At 36.3% G+C, this 14,451-nt stretch carries 12 protein-coding genes, 1 riboswitch and 1 other annotated feature; of the genes, 6 read left to right on the top strand and 6 right to left on the bottom strand.

Features of this window, described 5'->3' with window-relative positions; genetic code table 11:
- Positions 1 to 29: 29 nt before the first annotated feature.
- On the top strand, positions 30 to 1,040 hold the full coding sequence (locus tag C7437_RS13560) for an LLM class flavin-dependent oxidoreductase (protein ID WP_111440284.1): 1,011 nt from the start codon (positions 30 to 32) through the stop codon (positions 1,038 to 1,040).
- Positions 1,041 to 1,089: 49 nt separating this feature from the next.
- On the opposite strand, the gene C7437_RS13555 is transcribed toward C7437_RS13560, so the two are convergent.
- From C7437_RS13555 to ypfJ, 3 genes are all read right to left on the bottom strand, one after another.
- A complete protein-coding gene (locus C7437_RS13555) occupies positions 1,090 to 1,641 on the bottom strand; it encodes a 3D domain-containing protein (RefSeq protein ID WP_281269972.1) in 552 nt (183 codons plus the stop codon).
- Between the two features lie 339 nt (positions 1,642 to 1,980).
- Entirely contained in the window at positions 1,981 to 2,826 is an 846-nt protein-coding gene (dapF, locus tag C7437_RS13550; protein WP_111440283.1) for a diaminopimelate epimerase, read from the bottom strand.
- A 124-nt stretch (positions 2,827 to 2,950) separates the two neighbouring features.
- Positions 2,951 to 3,802 (bottom strand): KPN_02809 family neutral zinc metallopeptidase, encoded by an 852-nt coding sequence (ypfJ, locus tag C7437_RS13545; RefSeq protein ID WP_111440282.1) that lies wholly within the window; start codon positions 3,800 to 3,802, stop codon positions 2,951 to 2,953.
- Positions 3,803 to 3,996: 194 nt separating this feature from the next.
- On the opposite strand from ypfJ, the gene C7437_RS13540 reads away from it, so the two are divergent.
- The 4 genes from C7437_RS13540 to C7437_RS13525 all read left to right on the top strand — a co-directional run bounded on the left by C7437_RS13540 (position 3,997) and on the right by C7437_RS13525 (position 7,596).
- On the top strand, positions 3,997 to 5,085 hold the full coding sequence (locus tag C7437_RS13540; RefSeq protein WP_111440281.1) for an NAD(P)/FAD-dependent oxidoreductase: 1,089 nt from the start codon (positions 3,997 to 3,999) through the stop codon (positions 5,083 to 5,085).
- 61 nt (positions 5,086 to 5,146) lie between these two features.
- Entirely contained in the window at positions 5,147 to 5,446 is a 300-nt protein-coding gene (locus C7437_RS13535; RefSeq protein WP_111440279.1) for a hypothetical protein, read from the top strand.
- A gap of 47 nt (positions 5,447 to 5,493) precedes the next feature.
- Positions 5,494 to 5,595: riboswitch (purine riboswitch) on the top strand.
- A gap of 148 nt (positions 5,596 to 5,743) precedes the next feature.
- On the top strand, positions 5,744 to 6,331 hold the full coding sequence (locus tag C7437_RS13530; RefSeq protein WP_111440277.1) for a xanthine phosphoribosyltransferase: 588 nt from the start codon (positions 5,744 to 5,746) through the stop codon (positions 6,329 to 6,331).
- Positions 6,328 to 7,596: a nucleobase:cation symporter-2 family protein gene (locus C7437_RS13525; protein ID WP_111440276.1), complete on the top strand. Its 1,269-nt coding sequence runs from the start codon at positions 6,328 to 6,330 to the stop codon at positions 7,594 to 7,596. Before C7437_RS13530 ends, C7437_RS13525 begins: the two co-directional genes overlap by 4 nt.
- A 939-nt stretch (positions 7,597 to 8,535) precedes the next feature.
- Here C7437_RS13525 and C7437_RS13520 read toward each other — a convergent pair.
- The gene (locus C7437_RS13520; RefSeq protein ID WP_111440274.1) at positions 8,536 to 9,900 is read right to left on the bottom strand and encodes an aspartate kinase; all 1,365 of its coding nucleotides are present in this window, start codon (positions 9,898 to 9,900) and stop codon (positions 8,536 to 8,538) included.
- Positions 9,901 to 10,278: 378 nt separating this feature from the next.
- Positions 10,279 to 10,509, top strand: a binding site (T-box leader).
- A 146-nt stretch (positions 10,510 to 10,655) separates the two neighbouring features.
- Here C7437_RS13520 and serA point away from each other — a divergent pair.
- Positions 10,656 to 12,242 carry a phosphoglycerate dehydrogenase gene (gene serA / locus C7437_RS13515; RefSeq protein WP_111440273.1) on the top strand — a complete coding sequence of 529 codons (1,587 nt, stop codon included), beginning with the start codon at positions 10,656 to 10,658 and terminating at the stop codon, positions 12,240 to 12,242.
- A 527-nt stretch (positions 12,243 to 12,769) separates the two neighbouring features.
- On the opposite strand, the gene C7437_RS13510 is transcribed toward serA, so the two are convergent.
- Together C7437_RS13510 and C7437_RS13505 are read right to left on the bottom strand one after the other, a co-directional pair.
- Positions 12,770 to 13,549, bottom strand: coding sequence for an HAD family hydrolase (locus C7437_RS13510; RefSeq protein WP_111440272.1), 780 nt, complete (start codon positions 13,547 to 13,549; stop codon positions 12,770 to 12,772).
- 74 nt (positions 13,550 to 13,623) lie between these two features.
- Complete coding sequence (locus C7437_RS13505; protein ID WP_281269971.1) at positions 13,624 to 14,424, bottom strand: DUF2935 domain-containing protein; 801 nt, start codon at positions 14,422 to 14,424, stop codon at positions 13,624 to 13,626.
- Positions 14,425 to 14,451: the final 27 nt, after the last annotated feature.

The raw sequence follows: 14,451 nt of genomic DNA, 5'->3' as shown, positions 1-14,451 counted from the left end.
TATATTGATTAATTGGAGGAGAGTATAAGATGAATCAAATAAAAACATTAACAAATATCCCTTTGTCCGTATTAGATTTATCGTCAGTGACAGAAGGTTCTACTGTTCGAAATGCATTTCAAAATAGTATGGAGCTTGCACAACACGCAGAAAAATTAGGGTATAAACGTCATTGGGTAGCAGAACATCATAATATGGAGGGGGTTGCAAGTTCAGCAACCTCCGTATTGATCGGATATTTAGCCAGCGGTACAAGTACATTACGCATTGGAGCAGGAGGAATTATGTTGCCAAATCATTCTCCACTCGTGATTGCAGAACAGTTTGGTACATTGGAGTCAATTTATCCAGGGAGAATCGATCTAGGTTTAGGAAGAGCTCCAGGAACGGATATGTTGACTGCTCGTGCATTGCGTAGAGATTTTAGTGGAGCAGATAATTTCCCAGAACTAGTAAATGAACTTCAATCTTATTTTGAACCGATTGAAGAGGGGTCTACTCGAGCAGTCATGGCAGTTCCAGGTCAAGGGTTAGAAGTGCCAATTTGGTTGTTAGGATCTAGTACGTATAGTGCCAAATTAGCTGGAATAATGGGTTTGCCGTATTCCTTTGCAAGTCATTTTTCACCAGATTATTTGGAGCAAGCAATTCAAATGTACAGAACTTATTTCCAACCGTCTAAGTATTTAGAAGAGCCGTATGTAATGGCAGGCTTAAATGTTATCGCTGCTGAAACAGATGAACATGCAGAGTATCTATCTAGTTCTTTGCTGCAACAATTTCTTGGAATGGTTCGTGGTAAACGAGGGAAAATGCAGCCACCTAGAAACATAGAAGAACTTTGGACAGAGCAAGAGAAGATCGGGGTAAATCAGTCACTACGGGCGCGAGTTGTAGGTTCTCCAGAAACGGTAAAAGCTAAGCTAGAAGAGTTTGTGTCAACTAACCAAGTGAATGAATTGATGATCAATTCCCCAATTTTCGATCATCAAGAAAGATTAAAGTCATATGAGATCGTTGCTAATATTTCAAAAAAATAATTGGAAATACAAAAAACCAACTTTCTGGTAAAGAAAGTTGGTTTTTTATTTAGTTTAATACTTTAATTTTTACTGTTTTTCTTCCCCAACCATAGGCAGTGCTTTTAGATGGGAAGAATACATCAATTTTATTTCCTTTAATAGCTCCGCCGGTATCTGCTGCGACTGCATATCCATAACCTTCTACATGAACTTTTGAACCGAGTTTGATCACATTAGGATCGACAGCAATAACTTTTAGATTAGGATTCTTTTTTAAATTCAGACCTGTTTTTGTAATACCTGAGCACCCGCTACAGTTTGCGGTATAAGCACTCGCAGAAACGTAAAACTCTTTTGCTACACTATCAGTATTTGAACGAGATGGTGTTGATGACTTAGCAGTACCGGTAACTTTTAGTTTTTGCTTCGGATGGATCACATTTGACTTTAGGTTGTTCATTGACTTTAATTTAGAGACAGAAACATTATGCATATTAGCTATTTTAGATAATGAATCCCCTTTTTTTACAGTGTAAGTTGAAGATGCGGCCATACTTGAAGTGGCTCCGCCAACCAATAATGCAATTACGATAATGAGTGTTCCAAGAAATTTTCTCAAATACTCTACTCCTTGCTTCTTTAGGCTAAACACATCATAGCAGTCTTGTATTACAGGAATGTTACGGTAAACTTCCAATCGTGTTACAAATTGAAAAATTATATTACAAAGATGGATTCAAGTATAGGATAGAGGTAAATGTGACAAATAACGCGTTAATAGAGGGAATTCCATTTGTAATAGTGAGGATTTTCTGGGGTTAATGGTAATGTTTTGAGTGAAAAGAAGGGCTGAACGAGGGTGAATAAATAAAATTGAGGTTAATCGAACTGATTCATAGAAAAAGTAGTGGCTTCTATTTAAAATAGAATTCCACTACTTCAATATCATAAATGTTCGCTAGGTAAAGCTAATTTCACCGTCAAATACTTTCGTTGCAGGGCCTGTCATAAATACAGTGTCGTCCGTATATCGAATAATAAGATCGCCACCGAGTAGTTTGACAACTACGTCTGTGTTTTTGTCGCAATGGCCATTTAATACAGCTGCCACAACTGCTGCGCAAGCTCCAGTTCCACATGCAAGTGTTTCACCACTTCCACGTTCCCATACTCGCATACGTATTGTATTGCGGTCTTCAACTTGAATAAATTCAGTGTTTACGCTCTCGGGAAACATTGGATGAGACTCAAATTTCGGACCTATTTTAGCAAGGTCAATGGAGTGAACATCTTCACAAAATATAACGCAATGTGGATTTCCCATAGAAACAGTTGTAATGGAATAAGGCTCATCTTCAATCAGGATTGGAAAGTTAATAAGTGGAGCATTTTCTTGAATATTAACCGGAATATTCATTGGTTCTAAAATGGCTTTTCCCATATCGACAGTGGCCGAAGTCATTTGGCCATTTGTCGTTTGCAATTCAATTGTTTTAATACCGCTCAGTGTATCGATTTGAAGTGTTTCTTTTGTAGCGATATTATTATCATATACATATTTTGCTACACAACGGATAGCGTTTCCACACATTTTCCCTTCACTACCATCAATGTTGAACATGCGCATTTTTGCATCAGCCACATTGGAAGGACAAATCAGAACAATTCCATCTCCACCAATTCCGAAATGTCTATCTGAAATAACACGGCTGAGTTCTTCGGGATTTTCAACGGAATGTTCAAAACAATTTATGTAAATATAATCATTGCCACATCCATGCATTTTTGTAAAAGGTAAGTTCATTTTAACAACTCCTTCTTCTATATAAAGGTCGGATTTGTTTCATTATAAGTTTTTGATGAACAAGTGGTCAATAAAATAAAAAACACAGATAAAAAGAGGAATCCCTTCTCATCTGTGTTCCTATTTAAGGATTAGTTGTATTAAATGTGTCCCCACCCCGAATTGTTCCGTTATCATATCCTTTGTAGAACCAGCTTTTCCGTTGCTCCGATGTACCATGTGTAAAACTCTCAGGAACAACATATCCTTGTGCTTTTTTTTGTAGTGTGTCATCACCTACAGCACTTGCTGCGGTTAGTGCTTCATCCAAATCGCCTTCTTCTAAATATCCCATTCCTTGGGCGTGATGTGCCCATACACCTGAAAAGTAGTCGGCTTGAAGTTCAAATCGAACTAAGTATTTATTGAACTCTTCTTCACTCAATTTTTGACGAAGTGGCATTATTTTTTCCGACGTACCTAGTAATGTTTGTACATGATGTCCAACTTCATGCGCAATGACATAAGCCATAGCAAAATCCCCTGGAGCGTTGAAGTTATTTTGTAATTCTTGATAGAAACTCAAATCAATATACAATTTATAATCTCCTGGACAATAGAAGGGTCCTACGGAAGAACCGGCAGTCCCACAAGCAGAGTCAACGCTTCCTGAATATAAAACAAGCGTTGGATTAGAATAAGTCATTCCGTTTTCTTTGAAAATTTCTGCCCAAACTATTTCCGTATCAGCTAAAACAACAGAGACGAATTCTGCAAGTTCTTTTTCTTCCGTAGTTTCTTCATACGGTACCGAGCTTGATTGTTGATCTGTTGTTCCTAAGTTTCCCATTAAATCTTCTGGATTTCCACCAAGTAATGTGATGATGATTACAATTATTAGTCCAAGTCCGCCACCGACTCCAGCAATTGCTTTTCCGCCACCTTTACCACGTCGATCTTCCACGTTTGAGCTAGTCTTTCTACCTTGCCATTTCATCTATTTCACTCCCTTTACATACAATGTTTACAGTGCTGTAATATCTTTATACCCATAATAAAAGATATTAGACAGGCTGTTAACGAAAATCTCCATTATAATTAGAAAAAGATACTATCTGTAAGAAGGAGAAACAACATGCTTATAAAACCGAAAGTACTATCAAATAGTTTAGAAAGTGGAGTGAAGAGTTAATGACTTCTTATATTGTTATAGGTGGAGGTATTTTAGGAGCATCAACTGCGTATCATCTCGCGAAAAATAAGGTAGATGTCACTCTAATTGATCGGCAAGATTTAGGACAAGCATCAGCTGCCGCAGCTGGAATAATTTGTCCATGGATCTCACAAAGACGAAACAAAAAATGGTATGAACTCGTAAAAAATGGAGCAAAGTATTACAAACAACTTGTATTTGAACTAGAAGAATTAGGAGAAAATGCGACAGGTTACAAACAAGTTGGGGCGATTGCACTCCAAAATGACGAAAAAAAATTACAGAAAATGTTAGAACGTGCTGTTGAAAAAAGAAAGGATGCACCCGAAATTGGGGAGTTAAAAATACTTAATCCGGAAGAGACTAGAAAACTCTTTCCACTGATTTCTGAGGACTTTACTTCTTTGTATGTAGAAGGAGCAGCACGAGTAGATGGCCGTTCTATGCGAGATGCTTTGACGCGTGCCGCTGAAAAACTAGGAGCTAAAGTAATTGTTGGAAATGCAGAAGTGGTAAATGGTTGTGTTTTAATAGAAGGGACAAAGCTAACTGCAGATAAGATTATTTTAACTACTGGTGCATGGGGAAATGAAATTCCGGACAATCTAGGAGTTAACATGAATGTTACTTTTCAAAAAGCACAAATTATGCATTTTCACATAGATAACGTAAATACGGGGGAGTGGCCAGTTGTGTTGCCTCCGACTAATCAGTATTTACTTACTTTCAGTGATGGAAAAGTTGTAGCTGGATCTACGTTTGAAGAAAATACTGGCTATGATATTCGAGTAACAGAAGAAGGGAAACAAGAACTACTAGAAAAAGCTAGTGGGGTTGCTAAGTCATTAGAGAACGCACGAATAGATGAAGTTCGCGTTGGATTCCGTCCTTATACACCAGATTTTCTACCTACAATAGGGAAAGTTCCTGGGTTTGAGCACGTCTATTTCGCTAATGGCCTTGGTGCTTCTGGATTAACTGCAGGTCCATTCGTTGGAGCTGAGCTAGCGAATTTAGTATTAGGAAAAAATACCGTTTTGAATTTGGCTGATTATGCACCGATGTGAGTGAATAGCGTATAAGACAAAACAAATGATACACTTAATGGAAGCTTGGGAGGTGCACCTTTTGACTGAATATACATCTATTATTTATATAGAAGTAGAGCGAACGATTGACTTTTATTATCAAATGCAGCAAACAGAAAAGCAATTGGAATTGGTTATGACAACTGAAACCATTCGTTCTGCAAATCATAGTTTTTTACTTCAGCATGTTCATGATATGTCTTTTAAACCATTTTCTTTTGGAGGGGGATTCCTCTATCTTCATACCAATCAAGGTGTTTTTACTTATAAAATCAACGTAAACCCTACATTTTTTGTTGATGTTTATAAGAACATGAAACAGAATTTTATGAATCATTGAACATTTTATAAGCCATTGTAATTAGGACCCATAGTGCTATAATGGGAAATATTCTAATAGCATTTACTCGTATAATAGCAGGGATATGGCCTGCAAGTTTCTACCGGTTTACCTTAAATAAACCGACTATGAGTGGCGATGAAGTAACTAAATTCTGGTGATTTTTACGGAGTTTTTTTATTTCTTTTCGATATTACAAGTTCGAATGACATTGCTCCACTCTTACTATGAGTGGATACATTGTTATCGGGCTTTTTTTGTTTTCCATTAATCAGAAGTAGAAGGGAATTAGGAAAGATGAGATTATTAAAAGAGAAAATTGTCAGTGAAGGAAAAGTGTTGTCAGAGAATGTTTTGAAAGTAGACACATTCTTGAATCACCAAATAGATCCATTATTAATGCAAGCTATTGGAGAGGAATTTGCAAATCGTTATAAAGATGCAGGTATTACAAAAATATTAACGATAGAATCTTCAGGAATTGCACCTTCTATGTTTGCTGGTATAAATCTAGGTGTTCCAGTTATTTTTGCAAGAAAACGTAAATCATTAACATTATCAGGAAACTTATATTCTTCTAAAGTGCATTCTTTTACAAAAGGTGAAACGAATGACATTTCTGTTTCGAAAGACTTTATCGGTAGTGAAGATATTGTATTAATCATCGATGATTTCTTAGCGAATGGACAAGCAGTTCTTGGATTACTTGATATTGTAGAACAAGCAAATGCAAAAACTTCAGGTGTTGGGATTGTCATTGAAAAAGGATTCCAAACTGGTGGAAGCATGGTTCGTGAAAAAGGTATTCGTGTTGAATCGTTAGCAATTATTAAATCTTTAGCAGATGGGAAAGTAGAATTTGTTGAGGAGTCTCCATCTATATGAATGATATCTTAAAAAATACAGCCCTTGGTTTTCAACATGTTCTCGCTATGTATGCTGGAGCGATTCTCGTACCACTAATTGTTGGTGGAGCGATTGGTTTAAATTCTGAACAACTAACATATTTAGTAGCTATTGATATATTAATGTGTGGGGTTGCAACAATTTTACAAGTAATGAGCAATCGTTTTTTTGGTATTGGTCTTCCAGTTGTATTAGGATGTACATTTACTGCAGTTGGTCCAATGATAGCTATTGGTGGAGAGTACGGAGTTTCGTCTATTTATGGAGCTATCATTGTATCTGGAATTGTTGTCATATTAATCAGTGGTCTATTTGGGAGATTGGTAAAATTTTTCCCTCCAGTAGTTACAGGTTCTGTCGTAACGATTATTGGGGTTACACTAATTCCAGTTGCCATTAATAATATGGGTGGTGGACAAGGTGCTAGTGACTTTGGTTCAGCTTCCAATATTTCATTAGCATTTGGAACATTATTTTTTATTGTTTTACTTTATCGTTTTTCTACTGGTTTTATAAAATCTATTTCGATCCTACTTGGTATTGTTGCAGGAACTATTGCGGGAATATTAATGGGGAAAGTTGATTTTACGAATGTACAAAACGCAGATTATTTCCATATGGTAACTCCTTTTTACTTTGGGACACCTACTTTTGAATGGTCACCAATTATCACGATGACTTTAGTTGCGATTGTATCACTAGTAGAATCTACAGGTGTGTACTTTGCTTTAGGAGATATTCTTGATAAGAAAATTAAAAAAGAAGATTTAACAAAAGGATATCGTGCAGAAGGGATTGCCGTTTTACTTGGCGGTATTTTCAATTCGTTCCCATACACAACTTTTTCACAAAATGTAGGGCTTATACAACTATCTGGTGTGAAAACGAAAAAAGTTATTTACATAGCTGGTGGTATGTTAATCTTATTAGGCTTCATTCCTAAAATTGCTGCGGTTACTACGGTTATTCCTTCTTCTGTTCTAGGTGGAGCCATGCTTGCGATGTTTGGAATGATTGTAGCGCAAGGGATTAAAATGCTTAGCAAAGTTGTCGATGAATCCGTTGATAATTCGATGATTATTGCTTGTTCGATTGGAATGGGCTTAGGAGTTACAGTTGTTCCAGACTTGTTTCTATCTCTTCCAGAAAGCTTCCAAATCTTAACGAGTAACGGAATTGTTGCTGGTAGTCTTACCGCAATCGTATTGAATATTATATTTAATATGATTCCAACTAGAAAATAAGCATACTTTTAAACACGAGAGAGAAATTCTTTCGTGTTTTTTTCTGATTTTTTTGTAAACTAATGTTGCAAGAAGAGTTATCCAAAGAAGTGAGTAATGTTTATGTTAGTGACAACAACAAATACGATTGAAGAGTACCATGGAATTGTGAGTGGAGAAGCGCTTCATATTAATTTGAGTTTTTTAAAAGAGAATTAGTTGAAGAATTGGACAAGGGGTGCTCTCATAATGAGAACACCCCTTGATTTTAATATAGGTAAAACATAACTTTTGAATTATAAAATATCATCCCGAATAATCGGGGAATAATTTCCATGAAAGGTTCATCTTTCAATGCCGCGGTAAATTGTTCCACTGGTTGCCTTCTAACCTAAGCAACGTAAACCCTACCTTCTTTTACGTCCTTGCGACCCTGTAGTCGCGCCAGTGTGAATAAGTATTATCAAAAACATAAAGCAGAATGCCAAATTTCTAAATTTATGTGTTACCAAATTGTCAACAGATATCATTATCTCATATAAAATAAGTATTGTCAACACAATGGAATTATGATACATACTTAAGTTACGGATGCTAAGTGGGGAACGATAGGTGAAATCTGCCAATTAGTAAAGAGTGGGGAGTTCATTTCATATGTGGCTAACAAAAGAGAGCGCCATACAAACAAACATGCCAAAAAAATATTCCAAAACTTCAAAAATGCCCAAAATCTACACACGACATATTTTAAAATAAGTGCAAACATATGAGAAAAGTCTCTCTTTGCACTTATTTTCGGATAAGTCGTATATCGATTTTGCTATATTTTAGTAATCATGATTTATAAATTAAATAGAAAAGTGGTAGGTGTCAGTAAAAAACGGAAATCGTAATAGGATTACCAGAAAACAATAGAGGAGCTACGTGACGCAGTCACGTAGCTCCTCCTCAATTTATCGTTTATCCCACTGCTACTGCCGAAAAAAATTCTTTATATAACTCTCGGAGTATCATATTTTCATTGCTTTTATGCACACCAAAAGAAAGACTGACTTCGGAAGAACCTTGGTTAATCATTTCAATATTAGCACCTGTTCTAGAGATCGCAGTTGCAGCACGTGCTGCTAAGCCTGTACTATTGTTCATGCCTTCACCGACAATCACAATCATTGAGAAATCATGTCTGAAATGGGCATCCTCGGCGTGTAATTCATTTAGCACGCGATTAATAATGCGTTCTTCTTTTTCAGGTGTTAGTTGATAACTACGCAAAATAACAGAGATATCATCGAGTCCTGATGGCGTATGCTCATATGAAATATCTTCTTCTTCAAGAATTTGAAGTAGTTTACGTCCAAACCCAATTTCTCTATTCATCAAATACTTACTTACATATAAAATAGAAAAACCACTATCTGCTGTAATACCAGTGACTGGACGTTTTGTTTTTTTGCGTTCAGAAACTATTCTTGTACCAGGAGCAGATGGATTATTAGTGTTTTTAATGCAAACAGGAATTCCGAGTTTGAATACTGGTCTTAATGCTTCATCATGAAAAACGGAAAAACCAGCGTATGAAAGTTCACGCATTTCACGATACGTAATTTCTTCTATTTCAACAGGGCTATTTATAACTCTTGGATTTGCTGTAAAAACAGAGTCCACATCAGTAAAGTTTTCATACAAATCTGCACGAACTGCTGCAGCTAAAATAGATCCTGTAATATCGGATCCACCACGGTCAAACGTTCGCAATACACCTTCTTTTGTATAACCGAAAAATCCAGGGAATACAACAATCTCAGAAAGATTTTTAAGAGTACTTAGATTATCGTATGCTTCAGGTAACTCTTGAGCACGCTCAGGTAAGTCGTTAACAACTAGTCCTGCACTTTTTGGATCTATATATTGTGAGCGTAGACCTATACTTGTAAAGTAAGTGGCAATAAGTTTTGCATTATTATCTTCACCACTAGCCTTAATGTTGTCTACGAATAATTCTACCTCTGTTTGGTCTTGTGAAATACGTAGGCGCAAATCGTCTTCAATTACTTTACAAATTTTTCCATCCATATTAAGTCCGATTGCGATTTCTTTATAGCGATTTACTACAAGCTGTAGCTTTTCATTTATATCTTTTTTTTGAAGGGCTGCATTTGATAATTCTATTAATAAGTCAGTTACTTTCGTATCTGTATCAAAACGTTTCCCAGGTGCTGAAACAACTACAAATTTTCTAGATGGATCTGCCTTAATGATTGCAGCAACTTTTTTGATCTGTTCTGCACTTGCTACCGAAGTACCTCCGAATTTACACACTTTCATGTCATCATATCCTTACATATTTAGTTGGTGTTGTATTTCTAGAAAAAACAAATGATTTTATACAGTGTACAAACTTTACTGAGCTAAGTCAATATATTTGTGATGAAATAGATGTTTTTTATGCAGTATACGAATAAATATATTGATTTTCTAATTAAAGTTCGTGAAGAGAGGGTATTACAGCAAATGTTAATTGTTTATATTGATAATATACCATAAAACACGAATGAATAAAAAAATTAATATTTTTTTTAGTTCTGGAAACTGCTTAAAATCAAGCTTTATCTTCATTGAAATAAAATGATAGCGTTTACAAGTTATTGAACTATATTGACAATTAAAATAACAGTTAGTATGATAAGTTTAATTCAATAACACATAACAATTGAGATAGAGATAAGTTTTACAAGTTGGAAATCTAAAGAGAGCTGATGGATGGTGCAAATCAGTGGTTTCTATTGTAGAGTAGCACTCTTGAATTGATGAATTGAAAAAGAGTAGGTTCATCCGTATGATGCGCGTTAAGCAGTTAAACTAAGAGGCTGTAGTTAGATTACAGTAAATTTGGGTGGTACCGCGTGAGTTATTTACAAGCTCTTCGCCCCTTACATATTTGTAGGGAGCGGAGGGCTTTTTTGTTTTTATAATAAGGAGGAGAATACATATTCTTTAAGTTCAAACAATTGCCGGTGAAGTATAATAGACTAGTGAAAGCTACAAAACAACTTTTATTTAACTAAAGGAGAGAATAGAACATGACATTCAATATTTTAATCAGTGACCCACTAAGCGAAGATGGTATTTTCCCACTAAGACAAGCAGAAGGATTTAATATCGTAATTGACACAACACTTACTCCGGAACAACTTGGAGAAAAAATTGGTGAATTTGATGCATTGCTAGTTCGTAGTCAAACACAAGTAACGCGCGAAATTATCGAAAAAGGAACGAACTTAAAAATTATTGGTCGTGCAGGAGTTGGGGTAGATAATATTGATTTAACTGCTGCAACAGAACGCGGAATTATTGTTGTAAATGCTCCAGACGGAAATACAAACTCTGCTGCAGAGCATACAATGGCAATGTTAATGTCACTTGCTCGTAATATCCCTCAAGCTTTCCATGCGTTAAAAAACAAAATTTGGGATCGCAAAACATTTATTGGTGTAGAAGTTAAGAACAAAACATTGGGTGTTGTAGGGTTTGGACGAATTGGACAAGAAGTTGCAGCTCGTGCAAAAGGACAACGTATGAATGTTATTGCATACGATCCATTCTTAACGGCAGAAAAAGCTGAAAAATTAGGCGTTCAATTTGGTAGTGTTGAAGACGTGATCAAAGCAGCGGACTTTATCACTTTACATACACCATTACTAAAAGAAACTCGTCATTTAATTAATAAAGAAGCTTTTGAAAAAATGAAAGATGGCGTTCAAATTGTCAACTGTGCACGTGGTGGAATTATCGATGAAGATGCACTATATGATGCAATTGTTTCTGGTAAAGTTGCAGGAGCAGCACTTGACGTATTTGAAGAAGAGCCATTTATTGAGCATAAATTACTGACATTGCCACAAGTTATTGCTACACCTCATTTAGGTGCTAGTACAGTAGAAGCACAAGAAATTGTAGCAATCGATGTTTCTTATGATGTAGTTAGCTTCTTACAAACTGGAGTAGTAAAAAATCCAGTTAACCTTTCATCTGTACCGAAAGATGTATTAGCTAAAATTGAACCATACTTTAATTTAGTAGAGCAATTAGGTTCATTCGTTAGTGATTTAGCAAACGGAGTACCAGAAGAAATAAATATCACGTATTCTGGAGAACTTGCAAATTTAGATACTCGTCCATTGTCACGTAATGCTGTAAAAGGACTTCTAAAAAGTAAATTAGGAGAATCTGTAAATGATGTAAATGCAAAATTCCTTGCAGATCGTCTTGGTATTACTGTAAATGAAAATAAAACTACGAAATCAAAAGGATTTACTAGCTTAATCGTTGTTGAAGTGAAAACAGCAACAGAAACAAGAAAAGTTGCTGGTACGCTATTAAATGGATTAGGTGGACGTATTGTACGCGTAGATGATTTCATCGTAGATGTTGTGCCTGCTGGATACCTATTGTTCATCCGTCATAAGGACCAACCAGGAGCAATCGGTCGCGTAGGAACACTTCTTGCTACAGAAGGCATCAATATTGCAGCGATGCAAGTTGGACGTTCTGAAGCAGGCGGAGACGCGATTATGATGCTTTCAATTGACAAGCATGTAGAAGATTCAGGTGTTGAACTTCTAAAAGGTCTAGAAGATATTTACGACGCAACTCCGATCGATCTATAATATAGAAGAAAGGCCTCCTTTATGGGGGCCTTTTATTTTGAAGAATAAGAACTTCATCTACTAGGAACACAGGATGCAGATCATGCATCTTCATAATATAGTTAAAAGCCGCGAAGGAAATTCTTCGCAGCTTTTTTTGTGATTTTAGAGGGGGATTGTGGAACTCATAGTGTTTATGTGGAACTCTAGAGGCTTGTGTGGAACTAGAGAATGTTTTGTGTGGAAGTGGAGAGGCTTTGTGTGGAACTGAGAGGATTTGCGTGGAAGTGAGAGTGTTTTTGCGTGGAAGTGAGAGGCTTGTGTGGAACTGAGAGTGTTTTGTGTGGAAGTGGAGAGGCTTTGTGTGGAACTGAGAGGCTCCTCATCCCTGTTGCGATAAGTTTCGTTCAAAGCGAACCGTTAAAGTCCATATAGTTAGCGATTTTCTTAGGAAAATAATCCTAAGTGAGACAATACCAAGCACGAACGCGACAATACCCATAAAAAAATACTGCCCAGAGTCAAAGTGACTTTGGACAGCATTTTGTTTATTCAATAATATCAAATAGTTCACGCAAATTATTAATTGTATAAGTAGGAATTACTTCTTCACTTACCGGCTTCTCTTCTCGGTTAATCCAAACAGATTGAATGCCAGCTCTTGAGGAGCCAAGTATGTCTGTCATTAAATTATCTCCAACCATTAGTACTTCATCTGCATGTAAACCGACTACATCAAGGGCATGTTCAAAAATAGATGGGTCTGGTTTTCCTTTACCGAATGCACCTGAAATAATAATATGATCGAAATATGGAGCGATTTCAGGCGTGATTTCTAGCTTTATATTTTGAAGGCTAGGAGAACCATTCGTCATTAATAGAAGCGTATATTTGCCTTTTAATTGATCGAGCACTTCAAATGTTTCCTCGTAAACAAAAGGGCTTTCTTTACGCATTTTTGGGAAGTACAGTGCAAGTTCAGTTCCAAGCGCTTCATCATCAATGCCCAATTTACTTAATCCACGCGTCCAAGCTTCTCTTTGGTAATTTGCAATAATTTCTTTCATCTTTTGAAAATCTTCACCAGGATCATCGAACGTTCCCCACATTCCTTCGAATGGGTTAATACCGATCATTTGTGTAAATGGACGTGTTTCATATGTATCGTACAAAGTGCTAGCTTCAGCACGTACTGCCTGTTCTAGCTCGTTTGGGTCAACGTTCACTTTTGCCGCTGCATATGTACATGTCTTTTGAAATGCTGTAGCTACACTTTTGTTATCCCATAGCAATGTATCATCTAGATCGAAAAAAATAGCTTCTTTCATTATAAAAACTCCCTTCAATTACTTAATTAATACTTTACCGTAATGAAGGGGGGATGTCACTAGAGCTAATGCATTTATGGATTATTTGATAATAACGTTGCTTCATACATGTCAATAATATGAATGAAGCGGTCTGCTTCACGGAATACATGATCAGCGAGAAGTGGATGAATATTGCTCTTAATACGGCAAGCATCTATTAAATCTCTGGCAGTTTTTTTAAAGTCTCTCAGCGACACAACAGACACTCGGTTTTGATCGAGAAATTGATCCAAAATGGGTGCAGTTTCCGATTGAGGACGCATGGATTCTAAATCTTGTGCTTGAAAGAGGAGTTGGTCAAAGTCATGACTGAACTCACGTGCTTGATCAACTAATTTTCTTTCAGAAGGGTCTAATAAATGACCGATAAATTTTGAATGGTCTGCCATAATTTTAAGGAAGAAAACATTTTCTCTAATAATATCATCAGCTTGTGGTTCGAGCTTTCCTGCATTTAACTCTTTTAAACGATTCACAAAATAGGCGGCTTCCCTACTTGTATGATCTACTAAGAGTGCATAGTTATTAGACACTATTTCACAACGTAAAATAAGTCCTAGCACTTTTCTTTTATAAGCCCAAATGGAAGCGGCAGCTTGGTACACTTGAATATTGAATCTTTTTATTTCCTCAGGATCTGAAATGGCAGAATAATTATTAAGCTGTTGTTCGATTTTTTCAAACAATGAAATGAAACTCTGAGCTTCTTGGATGAGTTTTTTATCATCAACACTAAAACCAAGGCTTAAAAATAAAGCATGTTCTTTCATAATCCTTGACCAAAACCGAACTTCATCCAATGATCTTGTAACAAATAAACTGACTGAAACCACTCCTTCATAACAGGTTATTCTATCTGA

Source organism: Psychrobacillus insolitus, assembly GCF_003254155.1.
GTDB lineage: Bacteria > Bacillota > Bacilli > Bacillales_A > Planococcaceae > Psychrobacillus > Psychrobacillus insolitus.
The sequence above is the reverse complement of the archived record's forward strand: the minus strand, read 5'-3'. Positions and strand labels throughout refer to the sequence as shown.

Excerpts from the sequence above, each read along its gene's own strand:
- C7437_RS13520 (WP_111440274.1), bottom strand. The coding sequence starts at position 9,900 with ATGAAAGTGTGTAAATTCGGAGGTACTTCGGTAGCAAGTGCAGAACAG.
- C7437_RS13525 (WP_111440276.1), top strand. The coding sequence starts at position 6,328 with ATGAATGATATCTTAAAAAATACAGCCCTTGGTTTTCAACATGTTCTC.
- C7437_RS13540 (WP_111440281.1), top strand. The coding sequence starts at position 3,997 with ATGACTTCTTATATTGTTATAGGTGGAGGTATTTTAGGAGCATCAACT.
- C7437_RS13560 (WP_111440284.1), top strand. The coding sequence starts at position 30 with ATGAATCAAATAAAAACATTAACAAATATCCCTTTGTCCGTATTAGAT.
- dapF (WP_111440283.1), bottom strand. The coding sequence starts at position 2,826 with ATGAACTTACCTTTTACAAAAATGCATGGATGTGGCAATGATTATATT.
- C7437_RS13530 (WP_111440277.1), top strand. The coding sequence starts at position 5,744 with ATGAGATTATTAAAAGAGAAAATTGTCAGTGAAGGAAAAGTGTTGTCA.
- C7437_RS13510 (WP_111440272.1), bottom strand. The coding sequence starts at position 13,549 with ATGAAAGAAGCTATTTTTTTCGATCTAGATGATACATTGCTATGGGAT.
- serA (WP_111440273.1), top strand. The coding sequence starts at position 10,656 with ATGACATTCAATATTTTAATCAGTGACCCACTAAGCGAAGATGGTATT.
- ypfJ (WP_111440282.1), bottom strand. The coding sequence starts at position 3,802 with ATGAAATGGCAAGGTAGAAAGACTAGCTCAAACGTGGAAGATCGACGT.